This window comes from Candidatus Nitrosopumilus sp. (genome assembly GCF_965223225.1).
In the GTDB taxonomy this organism is placed as follows: domain Archaea; phylum Thermoproteota; class Nitrososphaeria; order Nitrososphaerales; family Nitrosopumilaceae; genus Nitrosopumilus.
In genome coordinates this window covers 460916-482719 of sequence record NZ_CBDCVU010000004.1, presented here as the reverse complement: position 1 = coordinate 482719, position 21804 = coordinate 460916, and the positions used below count along the sequence as shown (strand labels likewise).

The window sequence follows — 21804 nt, the reverse complement described above, 5'->3', positions numbered from 1 at the left end:
AAGCAAAGCCATCAATAAATGGAACAAAAATTTCTTGTTTTATTCTGCTTATTCATCTGTAATTTTTCAGAGAAATACATTGTCAGTTGATTAAAACAAATTTTGTGAGGACAAAGTCATTTTTATTTTCAAAAAAGGTCTATGCATCAAGGCAAATTTTTTTTAAAGTTTGAACTAATGTGAAATTAACTCAAATTTAAAATCAATCAAATTCAATAAATTTGCTGAAAGTCAAAGAAAAATCAGATTAAAGGATTCCCGGTATTAGGAAAAGATACTATCACAATTTGAAAGAAAATAATAAAAATCACAAAGAACAAGACAATTTTAAGAATAAATCATACGTGTCATTTTAATATTAAAATTCAAAAATATCACTATGCAATGCGATGAGTCAGGATGTCATGTATTAGAATTAAAAATCAAGAAGTACAAATACGCATACGAAAAAACGACTGCAATAACGAATTAACAAAGATAGTTTAGAGACAACATATCAAGAATCAATTTTTTGTAGTTCTTTTTTTATTTTTTGAACATTTTTTGTCCATATCAAGATCATTTCACGATGAAATGAGATTTCCTTTTGAACATCTTTTGATTTTAAATCAGAACTGGAATTAATTGTACTTTTTAGTTTTTTTTCCATATCAGTATGAAATTTTATTTTTGATAACGCATCATCAAGTTTTTTTTCTTGGTACTGTTTTACTTTTTTCTTCAAGAATTCCAAAATATAAAATATCAAAGTAAAAGCAAATACAAGAACTTTTGTTTTTGTGAAATAAAATATCTTTAGAGCATTATTCATTATAAAATAAAACATCTAAAGAGATTTTTGGGTTTGAGAAATTGATAAATTTTATTTATAGTATAAAAAGAAAAAATAATTTCTTTAAGAAATATTCTTCTTTAATATAACAAAAATCGTTAGTAATAAATCACAGAGATTCCCCACATTCCATATGGATGAATTAGAACACAAATACGAAGTAGATATAGAACAAACTGAAAAAAGACAAAGACTTCCTCAAAATATCAAAGACGAGTTAAAGGCATCAGGTATGATGGATGACAAGGGCAAATTAAAATTAAAAGGAGTTAGTCCAAAAATGCTTAAACGAATGAAACAGGAATATGTAAACTGTCCTGTTCTTAAGGAAGAAACACAGTTCATCCAGTGTTTTGTATGTCCAAACTTTCAAAGTAGAGTGACAGGTAAAGTTCTATGTAAGGGAGACTCCCTATAATCTAAAATAGGAAATAAACAAAAGTTCACGAAAGGCTCATTAGTTAAATTATTTTTTGGAATTCCAGTTGAACAAAGAAGACATAGGAATCACAATTTCAAAGAAAGAAGATTTTAGCGAATGGTACACACAAGTAGTTTTAAAAGCAAAGCTTGCAGATTATGCTCCAGTTAAAGGATTAATCGTGTTAAGGCCAGATGGTTATTCAATTTGGGAATCATTAAGAAACACGTTTGACAAGAAATTTTCAAAAAATGGAGTCAGAAATGGTTTTCTACCTGTGTTGATTCCAGAATCATTGCTAGGCAAAGAACAAAAACACTTTGCAGGATTTAATCCCGAAGTATTTTGGGTGACACATTCAGGAGAAAATGAGGTAGGAGATAGATTAGCTCTAAGACCAACTTCTGAGACATTAGCATACACACTTTATTCAAAATGGATTCAAAGTTGGAGAGACTTGCCATTAAAAATCAATTTTTGGAATACGGCATTAAGAGCAGAGATCAAGGCCACAAAACCGTTCCTTAGAACTTCAGAATTCCTTTGGCAAGAAGGACATACAGTACATACAACAAAAGAAGAAGCAGAAGAAGAAGTACTCAAAATATTAGATATTTACAAAAAAACGGTAGAAGAAGAGCTAGCAATACCAGTAACTACAGGTAAGAAGAGTGAGAAGGAAAAATTTGTAGGAGCAGCATACACAACCACAATGGAATCTATAATGCCAGATGGTAAAGCATTACAGATGGGCACATCTCATTTTCTAGGACAAAACTTTTCAAAACCATTTGAAGTAAAATTTGCAGATAAAGACAATATAGAACACTTTGCATGGCAAACATCATGGGGCATTTCATGGAGATTAATCGGAGCCATGATTATGACACACGGAGATGATCAAGGTTTAGTCTTACCACCAAAAGTAGCACCAATACAAGTAGTAATAGTACCAATTTACAAAAATGAAGAGAGTAAAAACAAAGTAATGACAAAAAGCCAAGAGATTTTGGACAAATTAGAATTACAGAACATCAGAACGCATGTAGATGATAGAGATGAATTATCTCCTGGATACAAATTCAATGACTGGGAATTAAAAGGAATTCCAATAAGAATAGAAATTGGCCCAAAAGACATAGAAAAACAAACCATAGTAGTAGCCACTAGATACAACAGAGAGAAAACAAACTTGGGCTTTGATGAAATTACAAAAATACCAGACATTCTAGAAAAAATACAACATAATATGCTAGAAGCCGCAAAGATTCAAGCAGAAAAAAATACAAAAGAAATAACAGATTATTCAGAATTTAAATCAAATATAGAAAAAGGAGGATTTTTCAAATCCCCATGGTGTGGAAAAATCGAATGTGAAGAAAAGATAAAGGAAGAAACATCAGCAGACATAAGAGTAATTCCGTTTGATAGTGAGGACTCAAGCAGAAAATGCATTTATTGTCAAGAGCAATCTATCTCAATGCCAATTTTTGCAAGAGGGTACTAGTAGAAAAATACAACAAACATAATAATAGAAAAACACATTGCATCAATAATGAGTTCAAATCCTCAACTTCGACAAGAAAGATCACTGATAGAGCAGTTCAAAGAAACAAGAGAAAGGACATTAGAGTTGGTCAAGACTTTAGAAAAAGATGACTTTGTAGTACAAACGGCCTTTTTTATGAGTCCTCCAAAATGGCACATAGGTCACGTCAGTTGGATTTATGAAGCAATAATGGGAAAGATAGACAAGAGTTATGAGTTTTATTCAAAAGAATTTTCAGAATACCTCAATTCATACTATCAACAGTTTGGCATTCCTCATGATAAAGGCCTAAGAGGAATAATTTCAAGACCCACCACAGACCAGATTTTTCAATACTTCAACACTATTAACCGAAGAGTAGAGCAATTCATCGAATCTCATACTCTCAGTAATGAACAAGTGCGATTAATCACCATGGGATTTCATCACGAATGTCAACATCAAGAATTACTAGTCTATGATTTACAACATCTACTCGCAGAGCAATACAGGCCAACCAAGAAAAATGCAGTTCCAACACCAGCAGAAAACATTGAAGAAAAATCAACCATCATCAAAGGAGGCATTTACACCATGGGATACAACGGAAATGATTACTGTTACGACATTGAGTTGCCAGAACACAAAGTCTTCTTGAATAATTACAAAATAGACATCTATCCAATCACAAATGAACAATATCTCAAATTTATCGAAGATGGGGGTTATCAGAGTTACAAATATTGGTTATCAGACGGATGGGAGAAAGTTAAAAAAAATAATTGGAAAGCTCCAATGTATTGGGAAGAAATAGATGGAAAGTGGAATGTAAGAGACTTTTTAGGCATAAGGGAAATCAACCCAAAAGAACCAGTATGTCACGTAAGCTTTTACGAAGCAGATGCATATTGTAAGTGGGCAGGAAAAAGATTACCAACAGAAGCAGAATGGGAAAAAGCAGCTTGTTGGAATGAAAACACACAGAAAAAGATGGCTTTCCCATGGGGCAATGAGAAACCATCAGAAGAAAAGTGCAATTTGTTAGAATCATATCATTGGGGATGCACAGAGATTGGATCATATCCAAATTCAGCTGGCCCATCAGGATGTCAACAAATGATTGGAGATGTATGGGAATGGACAGCATCAGAATTTTCAGGATATCCAGGATTCAAATCAGGATTTGATGAATATAATGATAAATGGTTTACTAATCAAAAAGTTCTACGAGGAGGATCGTTTGGAACTCCAAAAATGTCTATCAGAGGAAGCTATAGAAATTTCTTCAGATTAGATGAAAGATGGCTTTTCTCGGGATTCAGATGTGTAGAAGATATCTAATTTTTAGATAAAAGAGTAAGTGAAAAATATTTTTTTTCATCAAACCACGTCTGCTTAATTTCAAATCCAGTTTGTGTGAAAAGATCAGTCATCTGAGAAATTTGATATTTATGCGAGTACTCTGTATGAATTAGTTCATTCTTTTTTAGATTTAAGACAAGATTTGGTTTAGATAAAACTATTGATTGATTTACAAGAGATTTGAGATACATTTCAATTCGATTGTGTTTTTCATTATAAGTGATTGAATGCTTAAAATTTTGTAAATTAAAATCGCCATCAAGTTCATCATTTATTCTAGATAAAACATTGAGATTAAACTCAGCAGTAATTCCTTGAGAATCATCATATGCAGATTCTAAAATGGATTTGTCTTTAACCATATCCAAGCCAATGAGAAATAGATCATTTGATTTCATAGTGGAATAGATTTTTTTCAGAAATTCAAATCCATCATCAGGAGAAAAGTTACCAAAACTAGAACCTAAAAAGAGTATCAAATTTTTTGTATCATCATAGTCCTTAAGAAATCGCAGGCCACCGTCATAGGTATCCATAATGCCCGTAATCCGAAGATTCGAATAATCACGTAACAATTCTTCAGAGCTTTCAGTAAGAATTTCAGACACATCGATAGGAAAGTACTCTAGATGTTCTTGCAATTTTACAAAAATATCAAGAATTAGCCTGATTTTCACTGAAGAGCCACTGCCCAACTCGACTATTCTAAATTTATCATTAATGAATGGGGGTAAATTTTTTTTTAAATTCTCCAGTATTGAAATTTCTGTTCTAGTGGGGTAATATTCCGGAAGCAAACAGATTTTTTCAAATAATTTGGAACCTTTTTTATCATAAAAAAATTTTGGATTTACAAATTTAGAAGAACGATTTAGACTAGAAGAGATTTCCTCAGAGAAAGTTTTTTCAATTTTTGTTGCATGAGGCTTAAAATATTGAAGGTTAGAATTAACAACATATTTTTTGTAATCATGTTTTTTTTGACTTGTGATTACCAAGCATTAGATCATAATGGTTTAACATAAATGCGTTATCATATGTTTAAACCAAACATTTTTCAGGAGATTCACATATTCTAGAAATCATTGACAAGTGACATATTAGAGGTTAGCCATTTAAAAAAATATTTTATAAAAAAAGGATTGTTAGATTCTAGATCAACGACAGTCAAGGCTGTAGATAACATATCATTTTCATTAAAGAAGGGAAAGGTTTTTGTTCTTGCAGGAGAATCAGGATCTGGAAAGTCAACTATCGCAAAAATAATTTTACAATCAATCAACCAGGATTCAGGAGAAGTTTTTTTTGAAGGGCTTGAAATTGGTAAGAATAAAGAGAATTTGAAAAAAATCAGAATGAATTGTCAGATGATCCATCAGGATCCATATGATTCTATCAATCCAAGAATGAGAATAGGAGAAATAATTTCGGAGCCATTAGAGATTCATAATATTGGAAATAAAAAAGAACGAGAGGACAGAATTACAAAAGTATTACAAGAAGTAAAACTAGAACCAAGCGAAGAAATCATAAAAAAATATCCCCACATGTTATCCGGAGGTCAAAGACAGCGTGTAGTACTAGCAAGAGCTTTGGTGATAAAGCCAAAGATAATCATAGCAGATGAGCCAGTATCCATGTTAGATGTATCAATTCGGGCTGAGATGCTTGAACTTATGCATGAATTACAACAAAAATACAATATTTCGTTTATTTACATTACTCACGATCTAGCTACTGCAAGACATTTTGGTCAAAAAATAGGAATTTTGTATAAAGGAAAGATTGTTGAAATAGGTGCAATTGACAAAGTTTTATTAGCTCCAAAACATCCATACACACAAGCTCTCATAGATGCAATCTCAGAACCAGACCCAGAAAATTTACACAGAGAACGAAAAATCCGAATTAACGAACCAAGGAATTTGGATGAAAACGAAGGTTGTAAATTTAGAGCTAGGTGCCCATACATGATTGATGAGTGTATTAATGAACCAAAACTGAAAAAAGTTGCAGAGGATCACTATTCAGCATGTCATGTTGAAATTGATCACGAAGAGGTTTGAACAGAAGGCATTCTCTTGTCCTTATATGTCACAACATGAGACACACCATTTTTTGGGAAGACTCCGTAAATCAGTTTAGCCTTTTGCACAACAGAGTCTTTCAATGACACCATTATGAATTGACTTTCCTTTGAACGTTCTTCTAAAATCTTTGATAGTCTTTCTGAGTTAGGTGCGTCAAGATGTGCATCAACTTCATCAAACAAGTAAAATGGAGATGGTTTTAGTTTCTGAAGAGCCAAGACAAAGACAATGGCTGCCAATGTTTTTTCACCTCCACTTATTGAAGTAGACTCTCTTTTAGGCTTATTTGGGAATTGAATCAGGTAAGAAATTCCCGAATTGAATATATCATCTTCATTTTGTAATTCAAGCCAAGCATTACCACCAGTCATTTTATTGAAAATAGAACGGATTTCTTTATCCACTTTATCAAATGCATCCAAGAAAGTTTGTCGTTTGTCTTTTTCAACATCTTCAATAAATTTCACAATTGAGTTGCGCTCTTCCTCTAGAGAATTTTTCCTAGTAGACATTGAACGATAACCATGGGAAATTTCCAAATAAGTTTCAGGAGCCTTTGCATTTAGTGCGGTAAGGGAATTCAATTCCACAGTCAAACCATTAATGATAGATTCAACATCAAAAGTTTCCATATTTTTATCAAAACCAAAAGCAGTAAGAATTTGTTGTAACTTATGCTCATTTTCTACCAAGTCATTTAGATCACGATTTAATGAGTCAGATTTACGTTCAAGAGTATTGATTTGTTTTGTAACTGAACGATCTTTTTCAGTCAAAATCCTTAGTTTATCATCAAATTCTTTTAATTGCCCAATAGAGGAGCCAGACGTAGAGATAAGATCTTGTTCTTTTTCTCTTAATTTAACCAGAATTTCACTTTTAGATTCCTTTTGTTTTTCAGAATTCTGAATCTTTTGAGATAATTCTTGTTTCTCAACAACTAAAGAATTTTCTTCCTCAAAAAGGCGTTTGGATTGAGAGTGTTCACCGTCAAACTTTGTCTGAAGACCAGTTAATTTAGAAGATTCATCTCTGAATTCATTCATTATAGTAGTATACAGTTTTTCCACCTCAGATTTTTTTATGTTAATTTGAGATAGTTGTTGGGCAATCTCATTTTGCTGGGCTGGAGAATAATTAGCTTCAAGAGCATCAATTTGACCAGTCAATAACTCAATTCTTGATTCATGCGAGGATATCTCAGCGTCAAAAGATTGACTTTTGGATTTTAGGTCATTGATTCTTTTTATCATCTGTTCTTTCGTTTGGTTAGCAGAAGACAATCTAGATGCCAAATTGGAATGATTTTCCTTAGAAGAAGTTAATGATTTTTCAGAAACAGATAGTCTATTTGTGTACGATTCAATTGAAGCATCTATTTTTTTTAGGGAATTTTTTTTCTTTAACATGTATTTCTTGATTATTCCAATAGATTGGAAAAGTCCGTCAATATCACCACTCATTGCAATTAATTTGGTGAGTTTTGAAATTTTAGAATTAATATCAATGACTACGGTTCCACCCTTTGCTTCAAAAAATTCACCATCAACAGTCACAGATTTGTATCCTAATTGAGAGACGGCATAAGCAGACTCTTTATTTTGAGTTAAAATGACGTTGCCAAACAAAAATGTCTTGAGAGCAAGAAATTCAGGCTTGCATGAAACATAATCTGACAAAACTCCAACTACCCCAGATTCTTTAGGCAAAGTAAGTTTGAATTTAGGAATTGCATCCAAGGGAATAATTTTCAATTTAGGGAGTTTTTTATTACGTGCAAATTCTGCAATACTAAGCAATGTTGCAAAGTCCTGCACAACAATTGCTTTAATCCAATCAGAACTAACAGCCATAATTGAGCGCTCATATTTTTTATCCCATGAAATCATTTCATATACAAGTCCCAAGATTCCGAGTTCTTCAGATCTTTCTTTTAGTTTTGCAACAGTATAGTCTTCATGCATAAATCCCTTTACCGTTTTTATTTTAGATTCATAATGAGTTGCAGCTTTATTTGATTTCTCTAAGATTAAATCTAATTCATCCATATCATTTATGATTTTAGATTTTCTCTGTTGTAATTTTTCTATCCTAGATTTTATTTCTAAAATTGAATCATCATGATTTTTCATCATGGATTCTAATTGATCCTTGTATTGGGATAATTGATTTACATCTTTTTCTAAATTATCTAATCGAACAGTATTATTTTGAATTTTATTTTCAAATTCTGTTTTACTATGTTGAGTTTTTGATAGTTTCAATTTCGAATCATTGAGGTTATTTGTCAGTGTCTTTATTTTGTTGTCAATCTCAGTTTTTTCAGATGCCAATTTGGATTGCTCTGTCAAGATTTTATTGCGTTCTGAGTCTACAGCTAGAAGGTCATCATTAACCCTATTTTTTCTATCAGTAGTTTTTTGAATGGACTCTTTGATTATTTGCATTTGATCTTGTATTTTTTTTTGGTTTTCAGAAATTATCTCATGTTCTTTTTTAATATCAGGAATACGATTTTCTATTTGAGAGATTCTTTTTTTGGAAGCAGAAATGGAGCTGTTGTCAATTTCATATTGCTCCATAGCAGAACTTATTTCCGCATCCAAAGCAGCTTTTTCTTTGCTATAGTCATTAGCTAGAGTCATCAGTTTTTCTTTTTCAGCCTCTAAATCATGGATTTCAGATTGTAAGCCATTTTTTTGCTCTGTTAAAGTGGTTATTTCAGACGTGATATCATTAAGGCTTGATTCTTTGGAAGATTTTTCATTCAAAACCAATTTGAGTTTATTTGCAGCAGATATTGCCTTATAGCGATTAATTTCACGCCCAATGAGGTCATGTCGTAGTTGCTGGTTCTTTTCTTCTTCTAGCTCATCAATTCTTTTTTTGATTTCTCCCATTTTTGCAAGTGCAATTTCTAATCTACGATCTGCCTCATCCAGTTGCTTTACAGCCTCAGTTTTCTTTTCATCAAAATAAGACAAACCAATCAAGTCTTCAATGGTTTTTCTTTTTTCCTCAGAAGTAAATTCAGATATACGAGTAACAGTACCTTGTTGGACAGCATTAAGCTGACCCAAACCGGCATTGGCCATATCAAGTAGATCAAGGATATGACTACGGTTTGTTTTCTTTTTGTTCAGATAATAGGTATTATCTCCTTGGTCATCTAGCTCCCTTGTAATTTCAACGATGTCTGAATCAATAGGAATTTTTCTATCAGTATTATCAAAGTGAACACTAGATCTGGCCATCCTTGTTCCACGACGGTTACCTTCAATATCATGGATTAATGATCGAAGTTTGTCAACTCTCATAACCTTGGGTTTGTTCTCTCCCATTGCAAAAATTATTGCATCTAAAATGTTACTTTTTCCAGAACCATTAGGGCCGGATATAGACACAAGCCCAGGTTCAAAATGAACAGTAGTATTCTTAAATCCAAATGATTTGAAACCAAAGATCTCAACTTTTTTTACGTGGACCAATAACAATAATTTCACAAAACGTAGGATAACCGATGTTTAACAAGTTTAGTTGACACAATTGCATAATTTTTCTTGTTTTGATACTACTTTTTTCGTATCGGAAATGTAAAGAAGATCAAGATACAAAATGTGTAACTATAATTATCAATCAACAAACAACGGATCATGGTAAAATTAGGAATAATTCAAACTAAATCATGCAACACCAATGAAGAAGGAGTGGAAAGAGTTGCAAAAATACTAAACAAATTAGGCAAAAAAGAAACTCAAATTGTTTGTCTTCCAGAACAGTGGCTAAAAAATAACAAAATACTTGATTTTGACACGACTTTTGCAAGATTTAAAAAAATAGCAAAAGAGTACAACATGACTATTATTCCAGGTGCCTTTTATCATACTGAAAAAAGAAATACCTCCATTGTTGCACCGATTATTAATTCAGAGGGAGAAATTCTTGAAAAACAAGAAAAAATTCATCCTTTTGACTATGAAAAAGACATCATAAAACCCGGAAATGAGGCAAAAATTTTCAAGGCAGACAGGCACAAATTTGGAATTATTGTGTGCTACGACATGGTTTTTTCAGATGTTTCAAACAAACTAGTAAAGAAAGGAGCACAAGTGTTGATATCCCCAAGTAGAATAGTTAGACGTGGAATTGAACCATGGCGCATGTATGTTCAAGTCAGAGCACTAGAAAATAGAATTCCTATTCTTGCAGCAAATGTCGAAGATAGGAAGTTTGGAGGAAAAAGCATGCTCGTAGATTTAAAAGAGAAAAACAAGGTCATGATCCCAAAACTAACAACATTGAATGGAGAAGTTGGAGTTACAAAAGATTTTGAACTAGACATATACAAAAAGAGTAGAGAAATCAGATTTTCAGACTCAAATAGATTCGACTAAGAGTTGTCGCCAGCAACAAATTTTTCACATGCAGATCTTGCTGCAACATCAGATGTTTGTTCAATTGGATGCTTCATCAAATATGCACTTGCTGGTTTAATAGGTCCTCCAATTCCACGATCAAGAGCAATCTTTGCTAGCCTAATTGCATCAATAACAATTCCTGCTGAATTTGCTTTGTCATCAACTTCGAGGCGAACCTCCATGTTGTATGGAATATTCGCCCACTGACGTCCTTCAATCCTCATAAACATAAGTTTAGTATTTCCTAAGAATGGAATAAAATCCGAAGGACCAACATAAATTTGATCATCATCAAGTCTTTCATCAAGTTGGCTTTGAACACTTTCTGTTTTTGATATTTTCTTAGATACAAGACGTTCTTGTTCTTTCATATTCAGAAAATCAGTATTACCACCAACATTGATTTGATATGTTTTTTCAATCTTGGTACCTCTATCATTACATAATTTAGCCAAAGTTCTATGAACTATAGTTGCTCCAACTTGTCCCTTAATATCATCGCCTATACAAGGAATGTTTTTTTCTTGGAATTTTTTTGCCCAATTTTCATCAGATGCAATAAAGGAAGGAATACAATTAACAAACGCAGTGTTAGTGTCAAGACAAATCTGAGCCCAAAACGCAGTTACTTTGTCTGAACCAACTGGCAGATAAGACACAATAATTTCAGCACCAGAATCTTTAATGATTTTTTTAACTTCTTCTGCAATTTGTTCAGTGTTTTTGTTGGTCTGAATTGGTTTAACACGATTTTCAACCCATAAACCTACACCATCTAAAATTGGACTCTCGTACACTTTGGCTTCAGTCTGAGGCATTTCATCTCGAGGTATCCAATCAACCATGTTAGGATATTCATAAATTGCCTGGTTGAGGGGCTTTCCCACTTTATTTTCACCCACATCAAACCCACAAACAAAGTCAATATCATGAATTCCATATCCAGCAAGTTTATCATGAATAATTCCAATTACTTGCTGTGAAGGGTTTTTTCGATAATACTCAATACCTTGAATTAATCCTGAAAAACAATTACCTATGCCAACTAAACCAACTTTAATTCTGTCTACCATTCGAAATTTGGTGTAATTAGGCGGGTTTAAAGTTTTCTTACAAAAATCACAAGAAAGATCAATCAAGGCAGAATTTTATACTTGCCTTTTAAAAATCAAATATCATGGTAATTTCTGGGCGTCCAGTAAGAGACATTGAGATTAATCATAATACATCGATTGAAAAAATATTTGATGAACTGTCGCAATCAGGAGGGTTTGAATCAGTCAATTTATCAGACGGATTAGAAATTTTATCAAAAATGATTTCAGATGAAAAATGTCTCAAGTTTGTTTCTTTTGTAGGAGCAGTTGTATCAACAGGATTAAGAGGAATTATCAAAAACATGATCAAAAACAAATGGTTTGATGTAGCTATAACCACTTGTGGCGCATTAGACCACGACATTGCGCGACATTTTTCTCAATACGAAGAGGGATCGTTTACTATGGACGACATGGAGTTAGCTGATCAAAACATCCACAGACTAGGAAATGTGTTAGTCCCTATGGACAGTTATGGACCACTCATCGAAGAAAAGATGCAGGAGTTTTTAGAAGAAGAATATCAAAAAGGAACCAGAGAAATGAGTACTTCAGAGATATGCAAGATGATAGGAAAACACCTAGGAGAAGATTCATTTCTTTTTTGGGCAAACCAAAATGGAGTGGACGTAGTAGTTCCCGGAATTATGGATGGAGCAGTTGGAAGCCAAGTGTGGCTATTCATGCAAAAACATAATGATTTCAAGCTAAACATGAGAGGAGATGCGGATTTATTGTCAGGGTTGATCTTCAAAGCTGAAAAATCAGGCGCATTTATGATAGGAGGAGGCATATCAAAACACCATACATTATGGTGGAATCAATACAGAGAAGGGTTAGATTATGCATTTTACATTACAACTGCACAAGAATTTGATGGAAGTCTCAGTGGTGCACTAGTAAGAGAAGCAATATCATGGGGTAAAGTAACCCAAGATGCAAGGCAAGCAACATTACATGCCGAAGTTACAACAATATTGCCATTTATTTATGCAGCATTATTGTCTAAATTACTACCAAAGAAATAAGATTAGATAAAAACTATTATTTTACAAACACAAGATATGATCATTGTTTCCAAAAATTAGAATTAAAGAATTAATGAAAATTGACTTGGCTGACGGATACCTTGTAGACGGATTTCCATCAGTAGGATTTAGTAGTGCCATTGCAACTGAATCAATGATCCAAACTTCAAATTTTCAGTTGGCAGGAATTATTGACTCAGATAAATTTCCTCCAATTAGCGTAGTAAAAGAAGGAAAGCCAAATTTTCCAACTAGAATTTTTCTTAATCAAGAATTAAAGGTTGGAATATTTTTGTCATATCTTACTCTTGAGCAAACATTCCATCGTAGTGTAGCAAAATCAATGTTAAATTGGGCTAAGAAACACAGTATAAAGTTTGTTGTAAGCAGTGTTGCAGTAAAGTCACCAGACGGTAACGAAGAAGTGCTAGCAGTTGGAAGTACTGAAGTTGCTCGTGAAAAAATAAAAGAATCAGGACTAAAATTATTAGAGCATGGAACAATACCCGGAATTCCCGGAACATTGCTTAATGAAGGCAACATAACGGGACAAAATGTAATAGTTGTTGTTTTTCATACAGAAGGAAATAGTCCAGATTTTAAATCAAGTGCAAATCTCTGTAGTGCAATATCACAACTAATTCCAGGGACTTCATGCAATATACCAGAACTGCAAAAAGAAGCAGAAAAAGCAGAAGTAGTAATCAAAGAGACAGAAGAAGAATCAAAGCATCTCAAAGATTCGATGTATAGGTAGTCCAAGTAGATTTATTTCATAATTTAAGACAAAAACCATAATTGATTGAAATACTAGGATTTGCTCTTGCAGTAATTACAATATCTGCATCAGGAGTTATGGCTCCCGGTCCGCTCTTTGCTGCAAACATGACATATGGCTTAAAACACGGCACAAGATCTGGAATCAAAATAGCATTAGGACACACAATAGTAGAATTACCTTTAATTATTTTGTTGGGAGTAGGAGTCTTCTCATTAGAATCATTTCCAGAATTCAGACCAACAATTACAATTTTAGGAGCAATCACATTATTTGTTTTTGCAGGGGTTCAGATCAAATCAGTTTTAAAACAAGGTAAATTTGTTCAACAAAATCAAAAGAATAATCCAATAATAGTAGGGATAGCGTTTAGTGCATTAAATCCGTTTTTCATAGTATGGTGGATAACAATAGGATTCAAGTTAATTTCAGATGCAATGATGATGTGGTCATTTTTTGGAATTTTAATTTTATTTGCATTACATATATGGATGGATTTTGTATGGCTAGGTGCAACTGCATTTTTGGCATCAAAGAGCTCAAAATTAATCAGAAACAAAGGATACAAAATACTAATCACAGGACTTAGTTTAACGTTAATCTATTTTGGAATTACATTCTTACTACAAGTATAAACAAAATAATTTTGATTTCACATACAATAAATTTTCGACAGGAATTGTAATGAATGCAATCTAATCAAGGATTCAATTGCTATTAAAAATAATAAAATAAAACACTAGATTATTTTTTTGAAATATCTATTTCCATAGTAGAAACACTTCTTTGTTTTCCATCTTGAGAAGTTAATGAATCAGAAGAAATTCTTACATCACTAACAAAATAACCCACAGAATCCATTCGTTTGACAATCATTTGTGAAACATCAACTGCTTGTGTGATTCTTTTACCTCTTGCCTTTATTGTTACATTAGATCTAGTTGAAAGTTGGGTTAATGTTGCAGAAACGTATACCATTATTGGTTTTGTTCCAACAAAAATGACATCTCTGTCCTCTGAGACGGAAGAATCCGGAGTTGGTTCTGGCGTTGGTTCTGGCGTTGGTTCTGGCGTTGGTTCTGGCGTTGGTTCTGGCGTTGGTTCTGGCGTTGGTTCTGGCGTTGGTTCTGGCGTTGGTTCTGGCGTTGGTTCTGGCGTTGGTTCTGGCGTTGGTTCTGGCGTTGGTTCTGGCGTTGGTTCTGGCGTTGGTTCTGGCGTTGGTTCTGGCGTTGGTTCTGGCGTTGGTTCTGGCGTTGGTTCTGGCGTTGGTTCTGGCGTTGGTTCTGATTTAGATTTGTTTCTGGAATCAAACTCAGACAATATATCTTCTGCATCTTTGGATTTGTTTTGTGAACTCAATTTAAAATTCCTTTTATAACAAAACCTTACTTCGCTTTTATTTAATTTTTAAGATTCTGTCCTTTCATATAATTCTCAAATAACAATTCAAGTTCATCATCGTTGTTACATTTTTTAATTTTTTCAACAAGATCTTCTTGCTCAATTTCATAACAATTTAGAACATCTTGAGAATCTTTGAAAATCAAGATTGCTTTTTTCTTAAATATACAATGATAGAGTTTTTCTCTTTCCATTTTTTCAGGTTTTAGATTTACTCCATTATCATCTACAGATAAAGGATAATCTTCAACCATATAGAGAATAGAAATAGTCAGTATTTAGATTAATGCAAAATACAATAATATTCAACCAAACAAGAATGCTTATTGGAAACAAGGATAGTGTTCCACATTGATTTTGATTATTTTTATGCCCAATGTGAAGAAATTCGAGATTCGGGACTAAAATCGAAACCGGTATGTGTTTGTGTTTTCTCAGACAGAGGAGGAGACAGTGGCGCAATAGCAACTGCAAACTACATTGCCAGAGAATTTGGAGTCAAGTCAGGCATGCCCATATCTTTTGCAAAAAATAAATTAGCAAACAGAAAAGACGCCGTCTATCTAGGAGTTGATTTTGATTACTACATACAGATGTCCGAGCAAGCAATGAAAATCATAAAAGATAACGGAGATATTTTTGAATATGTAGGAAAAGATGAAGCATATTTAGATGTGACAGATAGAATCGGTAGCAATTTTAAAAATGCAAGTCATTTAGCACAGCAAATAAAAAACGAAATAAGAGATAAAATCAAGCTAAGTTGTTCAATTGGAGTTTCTCCTAACAAACTAATTTCAAAAATTGCATCAGATTACAGAAAACCAGACGGGCTTACAGTTGTTACTCCAGATGAAGTTGAAGATTTTTTAAAACCAATGAAAATTAGAAAAATTCCAGGAATTGGAACTAAAACAGAACGAAAAATGAACGACATGGGTTTAGAAAAAATCCAGGATCTAAAAAAATTAGACATATTTACATTGAATAAAGAATTTGGAAGAAAAAATGGAACCTATATCCATAATGCAGTAAGAGGAATAGATTCCACTCCAGTCAAAGAGAGAGAAGCAAGCGTGCAATATAGCAAAATAATCACGCTCAAAAAAGATTCTAAAGATTATGAGTTTCTAGGAGAAAACTTGAAGGAAATATGTAAAGAATTACACAAAATCATAATTAAGAATAATAAAATGTTCAAATCCATAGGAATATCTTTTGTTCAGTCAGATTTGTCCAATAAATCAAAATCAAAAATGCTAAGAAACTCAACATCAAATATTGATGAGTTAGAAAAAGTCTCAGACCAATTGTTAAAAGAAGCACTAATCACACAAACAACGACAATAAGAAGATTGGGAATAAGAGTATCTGATCTTTCAGATAAACAAGGTCAAAGCGATATCACTAATTTTTTCTAGTTTGTTTGGGATTGAGATTCTGATTTCTTTAGTCTTCTAGACTCAATCAAAACAACAACTAAAATAAATGCAAATAGCCAAGGTAAGAACATTATTTCACCTGCAATCTTATGATATTCTTCCCACGCGACTGGATCTGTTGTTACTTTCAGTGCATACCAAGATAAAGAAAAAATTCGTATAAGATTAACAGTGATTGTTCCTATAATACCCAGAATAAAGTATCCAACCTTTCTGTTTCTAGGGATGTTCATTTTTAGCATAAATGCTCCAATGACTAATGAGAAAATTATGATACTATGAACTCCTGCAGAAGGCCAGAAAACTTGCAAGGCCATTGAACCATGGTCACCACGCAAAAACATCACATTATCTCTAGCAATGGCAGTTCCCAAATCTAGCAATGTAATTACCCAGACGTTTGCTTGTACAAAGTAAGGAACAATGTATTGTAAAGGTCCCAGTGTATCATATGGGAAAAACGCATCAAGAGACAAAATAATTGCAGTACCAGTTAGAAAAATTGGTCCAGCAGGGGCAATTCGAATCCATCGTTTTCCAAAAAATACAGACAATGCAACAACGACAAAAATTGCCATAACAATAAAGTCCCACATCCAAGTCCAGGAGTAAATTAACTGAACATCAAATTGTGTTGCAGATTCTACAATGTAATCCCTCAAGCCATATTCTAACGAAATTAAATACACGATTGTAAGTACCGCCATAGGAATTACTGCCAGGAGTCTCTTTCTAGATATAACTAGTTTTAATCCGATCAGCTCAGCTGCTACAAAAACAAGTGCAAAAAAGTAACCGCCTCTCCCCTCATTCCAACTCCATGCAATAGAATCAGGAAAAGCAATCATGGAAAACAAGATAGGGCTTGAAATGATCATAATACCCGATATAATATTCCAGTTTACCATTATGGGTATCCCAAAAATGGCAAATAAATAGCTCGACATCGTGTGTAAAAAATTTTGAATAGTCAAGATTCAACTAAAAAGTATCAACAGAATATATCAAACCATGAGAATAGATTCTACCCATACAGAGAAGAAGATATGGTTTTTTAGATCTAAAATTCAAAGTATTTAATCTAAGAATCAGGATTTAGGTTTGATGCTACATTCTGTTTTTAATGATTTTATGGTTGTAAAGTAGGTGAGAATTAGGATGGCAATGGCAATAATTCGTATTGGTATTTCATAGTTGGTCAGGAAAGAAGTAGCAGTAGCACCAACGGAACCAAAAGTAGAGATAACTGCAAACCCTACAGGACCACAACTGCAAGCACCTGCAGAAGCACCAATTATTGAACCAAAAAGGCCACCGCCAATTTTTTGCTTTGAAGTTTTTAGAATTTTAATTCTAAAAATATTCAGGGGGATTACCAATGCGGATAATGCAGACAAAATAACAATTAGTGCAAATCCAAATTCACTTCCAGAAGGAATATGACCAACAACATATGGTTCTAAGAAAATGTATTCAGATACAATTAACAAACCAACCAACATGGTAGAAAAAATTACGACAGATAATACAATGTATGAAAGATTTGAGAATACAGTCCGTATCATAGAAGTCATTTAGACCATCGGATCCAGGATTTGTTTGAAAACAGAGAAAGGCTGTGCACCTCTAACAAATTGTTGTTGATCAGGCCCAATTATAAAGAAACCAGGAGTACCACGCACACCATGATCTCGTGCTTGTTGGACATTGTATTGAACTCGTTTTGAGTATTTTCCAGAGTCAAGACAACTTTCAAAAAGTTCCATATCAAGACCTAAGCTAAAAGCAAATGCTTTAAGTCGCTCTGAGTTTGCCCAGCCATTATCAATTTTAGATTCTTGCGATATGTATAGAAGATCATGATAATCCCAGTATGCATTTTGATCCTCAGCACAATAGGTAGCTTCAGCTGCTTTAGGAGAGTCTCTTCCCAAAAAAGCCAAGTCTACAAAAACAAGATTAACTTTACCAGTATCAATATAATTTTCTGAGATAGCAGGTTTTGTATTATGAAACCAATCATAACATTGATGACATTGATAATCACCAAACTCAACAATAGTAATTGGAGCTGAAGGGTTACCCAAGATAGGAGAGCCCATTGCAGTAGAAATCGTACCATGAGTACGCTCCATGTCAAGATTTACAGTCTCAGTAGAATTAGGAGATAACGTTAATGTAACACCTATGCCAATTACAGCACAAATAACTCCAATAGAAAATATCTTTTTGTTCACGTTCAAAAATTAGAAAATAGATTAAAAAAACTTATTCCAAATTACGAGATTGGTTTCTTCTAAATAGATTTACAAATTTTTCAATTGCGGTATCCACGGGACAAGTCTCACATGCAATACCAGAAAAGTGGCGATCAAAATGTTTGTTAAATTCATCTCTGGAAGTAAATATCATATCACATTTTTCACAATAAATTTTGGTCACATTTTTTCTTGTTTGTTTTTCCACGTCTGAGTTGAACAACTAGTGCTTATAAACATCCTGTTGAAAATCACATTATGGAAAAATTTTATGATAAAGCCGTAACATGTTTTTTTGTTGTGATATTAGGTGCCATATGGTATCTTAGCACGAAATATCATGTCAAACAAAATTACAATATAACAGTTTACGATATGTTAGGAAAACAAATCATAATAGATGGACTAAGAACTAATTTTAAAAATCAAAGAGTTGCAAGATCGTACATATTAGAATATCAAAAGAGATTCGTACAATACGAATTTTTTATTTCATCAGATTCGCATGCAACTAAGGAAAAATTTATTCCACGTCTACTAAAGAATTTTCACAAATAATGGATTCTCATGTGAACATCTAGTTCAATTTGATATTGTGTAACAAATCCACAATGACTACATGAGAACATTTCAACTTGATTTACGGATTCTTTTTCAATAGAGTTGCCAAAAACGGATTTTATGCTTATTAAATCAGCATTAGAGATGACGGCAAAATTTTTTTCTTCGCCAATAGATTCCAAAAACTGTTTAATGGCAGATACAACCTTTTCTGTATCGATATAATCATCATCCAATGTAGATAAGGTGAACTGATGATTCTTCAAAGTAGGAATTGCAGCTATTTCGTCTGAGACAAAAACAACAAGATCATTTTGTATTGCTAAAACATCTTTACAGTCAACAGTAAGCATGATTTTTTAAAAATAGATCATTATTTTAGTTTAACAGCATTCTGAAAATGATTATTATGGATTAGATTTTGACCTTAAATTAATGAGAGATTCAGAAACATTTGGGGTAGAAAAAGATCATGGAGAAGAGGTAACACAGTGGCTAAATGAACAAGCAAAATCTCAAGGGTTAAAATTAGAAGCAAGATTGTACGGATATTCTATTAGTACAAAAAACTTTGGAGATTTTGAAATGTTTTCATGGATGGGAGATGTTCAGATTGCAAGAAAACTAATCATCAAGGCAAGCAAAAGATTCAAGATAAAAGTTATCGAGGGAGGATACAAACCAAAGGAAAGAGTGTTCAGAATGAAAAAATTTGATTATGCAAAAGTCAAGAAAGGTGATAAAACTATAGGTCAAATTGAATTTGCGGTATCAAGATTTGGAAATAAGCAATGGGAGATTCAAGATGAAGAAAGGCGTTAAAGGAAATGTGATCAAGTAGATGGACAGAATAGGAATCATCGGAATTGGGATGTTAGGAAATGCAGTAGCATTACATTTGTTAGATTTAGGATATAAAATAACAGCATTCAACAGGACAAGAGAGAAAACAAAACAGGTTGAAGAGAAGGGAGGCATAATTGTAAACTCACCAAAAGAAGTTGCAATGAATTCAGATTTGGTAATAACAATTGTCAAGGATTCAGAAGCAGTCAAGGAAGTTTCATTTGGAAAAGACGGAATTGTGTTTGGCAAACATGAAGGATTAATTGTTGCAGATATGAGCACGATCAATCCAACTGAATCTAAAAAAATAACAAGTAATTTTCTAGATTACAAGATTGATAAAATAGACGTACCAGTTATGGGAGGTCCAAATGTTGCCATTTCTGGAGAACTTGTAATGATGGTTTCTGGAAATAAAAAGACATTTGAAAAATGCAAAAAAAATCTAGCAAATATTGCTAAAGACTTATTTTTCTTAGGAGAAAGCGGAGTGGCTCATTCTGTCAAGTTAGCAATGAATCTACAAATCACCATGTTGGCACTATCGCTAGCAGAAGGAATCACTTTAGTGAAAAAAACAGGAACAGACCCAAAAGTTTTTCTTGAAATTTTGAATTCAACTTATTTTAAAACTGGCATGAGTGAAAAAAAAGCCTATAAGATGATTGATGGGGAATATGATGCCACATTCACACTGACAAATTTAAAAAAAGACATCAACATAATGAACAAAACCGCGACAGAATTAGGAATAACTTTGCCAATGATAAAAAAAGCAGAAGAAATCTACGAAGATGCAGTTAAAGAAGGGTTTGGAGAAATAGATTATACAGGAATTATCAATTATATAAAAAAAATAAACGATAAATGATAATCAACAAAAATTCTATAAGTTATAACCACCACGATAGATCATGAGACTACAAGACAAAGTAGCAATTGTTACAGGAGCTTCGAGTGACATAGGTAAAGAAATAGTAAGAAGATTTTCAGACGAAGGAGCAAAAGTAGTAATGATTGCTAGAAAAATCGAAGATTTGGAAAAAGCCAGAAAAGAAATAGGAAATGAAAAAAACACAGTTTCAATTTCATGTGACATAACAGATGAATCCCAGGTTTTACATGCAGTAACCCAAGTGGCAGACACATATGGTAAAATAGACATACTAGTAAACAATGCAGGCACAATTAACAATCCTGTCCATTTTCACCAAATGCAAGATTCAGAAATGAAAAAGCTGATGGACGTCAATATGTCAGGAGTATTCCAGATCACAAAAGCAGTTCTTTCAAAAATGACAGAAGCACAGAGTGGAGTAATTGTAAATTTGGGATCTATTGCAGGTGAAAGAGCAATTCAAAGAGTACATTTAGCAGTGTATTCAGCAACAAAGGCTGCAATCTCTATGTTTACCAAAGCAATTGCAGTAGAATATGCAAGAAAAAACATAAGATGTAACTGTGTAAATCCAGGAATTATTAATTCTGGGATGATAAAGACATATCTTGATGATCCTCAAGCAAGGAAAGTACTAGAAGAGAGATTACCTCTTGCAAGAATCGGAGAGCCAATAGATGTTGCAAATGCAGTACTGTATTTGGCATCAGATGAAGCCAATTGGGTTACAGGAACAATACTCAATGTAGACGGTGGAAAGACTGCTTCAGAAGGATAGTAAAATGCTTTGAGATAAATTTAGATATTTTCAAGAAGCATCAAACCTATTACCCTTTTTTCTCAA

At 33.1% G+C, this 21804-nt stretch carries 23 protein-coding genes; 13 read left to right on the top strand and 10 right to left on the bottom strand.

Annotated features, from left to right (window positions below):
* Nucleotides 1-496: 496 nt before the first annotated feature.
* A complete protein-coding gene (locus ACOQN3_RS03160) occupies nt 497-811 on the bottom strand; it encodes a hypothetical protein (protein ID WP_420545039.1) in 315 nt (104 codons plus the stop codon).
* Between the two features lie 154 nt (nt 812-965).
* Here ACOQN3_RS03160 and ACOQN3_RS03155 point away from each other — a divergent pair, with 154 nt between their 5' ends.
* The 3 genes from ACOQN3_RS03155 (at nt 966) to egtB (ending at nt 4122) form a co-directional block, all read left to right on the top strand.
* Nucleotides 966-1250 (top strand): hypothetical protein, encoded by a 285-nt coding sequence (locus ACOQN3_RS03155; protein WP_420545038.1) that lies wholly within the window; start codon nt 966-968, stop codon nt 1248-1250.
* A gap of 67 nt (nt 1251-1317) precedes the next feature.
* Entirely contained in the window at nt 1318-2760 is a 1443-nt protein-coding gene (gene proS, locus ACOQN3_RS03150; protein ID WP_420545037.1) for a proline--tRNA ligase, read from the top strand.
* 48 nt (nt 2761-2808) lie between these two features.
* Complete coding sequence (gene egtB / locus ACOQN3_RS03145; RefSeq protein ID WP_420545036.1) at nt 2809-4122, top strand: ergothioneine biosynthesis protein EgtB; 1314 nt, start codon at nt 2809-2811, stop codon at nt 4120-4122.
* Here egtB and egtD read toward each other — a convergent pair.
* Nucleotides 4119-5141: an L-histidine N(alpha)-methyltransferase gene (egtD, locus tag ACOQN3_RS03140; protein ID WP_420545035.1), complete on the bottom strand. Its 1023-nt coding sequence runs from the start codon at nt 5139-5141 to the stop codon at nt 4119-4121. The two genes, egtB and egtD, sit on opposite strands and share 4 nt — an antisense overlap.
* A 144-nt stretch (nt 5142-5285) precedes the next feature.
* Between egtD and ACOQN3_RS03135 the strand changes: the two genes are divergently transcribed.
* Nucleotides 5286-6209 (top strand): ABC transporter ATP-binding protein, encoded by a 924-nt coding sequence (locus ACOQN3_RS03135; protein WP_420545034.1) that lies wholly within the window; start codon nt 5286-5288, stop codon nt 6207-6209.
* Here the strand turns inward: ACOQN3_RS03135 and ACOQN3_RS03130 are convergent.
* Nucleotides 6194-9721, bottom strand: coding sequence for an AAA family ATPase (locus tag ACOQN3_RS03130; protein ID WP_420546585.1), 3528 nt, complete (start codon nt 9719-9721; stop codon nt 6194-6196). The genes ACOQN3_RS03135 and ACOQN3_RS03130 overlap by 16 nt on opposite strands.
* Nucleotides 9722-9886: 165 nt before the next feature.
* On the opposite strand from ACOQN3_RS03130, the gene ACOQN3_RS03125 reads away from it, so the two are divergent.
* Nucleotides 9887-10627: a carbon-nitrogen hydrolase family protein gene (locus ACOQN3_RS03125; RefSeq protein WP_420545033.1), complete on the top strand. Its 741-nt coding sequence runs from the start codon at nt 9887-9889 to the stop codon at nt 10625-10627.
* Here ACOQN3_RS03125 and ACOQN3_RS03120 read toward each other — a convergent pair.
* On the bottom strand, nt 10624-11724 hold the full coding sequence (locus ACOQN3_RS03120; RefSeq protein WP_420545032.1) for an inositol-3-phosphate synthase: 1101 nt from the start codon (nt 11722-11724) through the stop codon (nt 10624-10626). The genes ACOQN3_RS03125 and ACOQN3_RS03120 overlap by 4 nt on opposite strands.
* Nucleotides 11725-11828: 104 nt before the next feature.
* Between ACOQN3_RS03120 and ACOQN3_RS03115 the strand changes: the two genes are divergently transcribed.
* The 3 genes from ACOQN3_RS03115 to ACOQN3_RS03105 are packed head-to-tail and all read left to right on the top strand — an operon-like array spanning nt 11829 to nt 14189.
* Nucleotides 11829-12776 carry a deoxyhypusine synthase gene (locus tag ACOQN3_RS03115; RefSeq protein ID WP_420545031.1) on the top strand — a complete coding sequence of 316 codons (948 nt, stop codon included), beginning with the start codon at nt 11829-11831 and terminating at the stop codon, nt 12774-12776.
* Between the two features lie 43 nt (nt 12777-12819).
* Complete coding sequence (locus ACOQN3_RS03110; protein ID WP_420545030.1) at nt 12820-13533, top strand: proteasome assembly chaperone family protein; 714 nt, start codon at nt 12820-12822, stop codon at nt 13531-13533.
* 41 nt (nt 13534-13574) lie between these two features.
* Nucleotides 13575-14189, top strand: a complete 615-nt coding sequence (locus tag ACOQN3_RS03105) for a LysE family transporter (RefSeq protein WP_420545029.1) — start codon at nt 13575-13577, stop codon at nt 14187-14189.
* Nucleotides 14190-14298: 109 nt separating this feature from the next.
* Here the strand turns inward: ACOQN3_RS03105 and ACOQN3_RS03100 are convergent, their stop codons facing one another.
* Nucleotides 14299-14532, bottom strand: a complete 234-nt coding sequence (locus ACOQN3_RS03100; RefSeq protein WP_420545028.1) for a DNA-binding protein — start codon at nt 14530-14532, stop codon at nt 14299-14301.
* Nucleotides 14533-14554: 22 nt separating this feature from the next.
* Between ACOQN3_RS03100 and ACOQN3_RS03095 the strand changes: the two genes are divergently transcribed.
* Entirely contained in the window at nt 14555-14932 is a 378-nt protein-coding gene (locus tag ACOQN3_RS03095) for a hypothetical protein (RefSeq protein ID WP_420545027.1), read from the top strand.
* A gap of 22 nt (nt 14933-14954) precedes the next feature.
* Here ACOQN3_RS03095 and ACOQN3_RS03090 read toward each other — a convergent pair whose 3' ends face one another.
* A complete protein-coding gene (locus ACOQN3_RS03090) occupies nt 14955-15209 on the bottom strand; it encodes a hypothetical protein (protein ID WP_420545026.1) in 255 nt (84 codons plus the stop codon).
* A 72-nt stretch (nt 15210-15281) separates the two neighbouring features.
* Here ACOQN3_RS03090 and dinB point away from each other — a divergent pair, with 72 nt between their 5' ends.
* A complete protein-coding gene (gene dinB, locus ACOQN3_RS03085; protein WP_420545025.1) occupies nt 15282-16376 on the top strand; it encodes a DNA polymerase IV in 1095 nt (364 codons plus the stop codon).
* On the opposite strand, the gene artG is transcribed toward dinB, so the two are convergent.
* From artG to ACOQN3_RS03065, 4 genes are all read right to left on the bottom strand, one after another.
* A complete protein-coding gene (artG, locus tag ACOQN3_RS03080) occupies nt 16373-17305 on the bottom strand; it encodes a thaumarchaeosortase (protein WP_420545024.1) in 933 nt (310 codons plus the stop codon). The two genes, dinB and artG, sit on opposite strands and share 4 nt — an antisense overlap.
* Nucleotides 17306-17485: 180 nt before the next feature.
* A complete protein-coding gene (locus ACOQN3_RS03075) occupies nt 17486-17971 on the bottom strand; it encodes a hypothetical protein (protein ID WP_420545023.1) in 486 nt (161 codons plus the stop codon).
* Entirely contained in the window at nt 17972-18634 is a 663-nt protein-coding gene (locus ACOQN3_RS03070) for a DsbA family protein (RefSeq protein WP_420545022.1), read from the bottom strand.
* A 569-nt stretch (nt 18635-19203) separates the two neighbouring features.
* A complete protein-coding gene (locus ACOQN3_RS03065; protein WP_420545021.1) occupies nt 19204-19569 on the bottom strand; it encodes a C2H2-type zinc finger protein in 366 nt (121 codons plus the stop codon).
* Nucleotides 19570-19651: 82 nt separating this feature from the next.
* Here ACOQN3_RS03065 and ACOQN3_RS03060 point away from each other — a divergent pair, with 82 nt between their 5' ends.
* Genes ACOQN3_RS03060 through ACOQN3_RS03050 form a run of 3 tightly spaced genes read left to right on the top strand, consistent with a single transcriptional unit; the run spans nt 19652 to nt 21738 of the window.
* Nucleotides 19652-20038: a hypothetical protein gene (locus ACOQN3_RS03060; RefSeq protein ID WP_420545020.1), complete on the top strand. Its 387-nt coding sequence runs from the start codon at nt 19652-19654 to the stop codon at nt 20036-20038.
* A gap of 19 nt (nt 20039-20057) precedes the next feature.
* Nucleotides 20058-20933, top strand: coding sequence for an NAD(P)-dependent oxidoreductase (locus ACOQN3_RS03055; protein ID WP_420545019.1), 876 nt, complete (start codon nt 20058-20060; stop codon nt 20931-20933).
* A gap of 43 nt (nt 20934-20976) precedes the next feature.
* Nucleotides 20977-21738 (top strand): SDR family NAD(P)-dependent oxidoreductase, encoded by a 762-nt coding sequence (locus ACOQN3_RS03050; protein ID WP_420545018.1) that lies wholly within the window; start codon nt 20977-20979, stop codon nt 21736-21738.
* Nucleotides 21739-21804 lie beyond the last annotated feature (66 nt).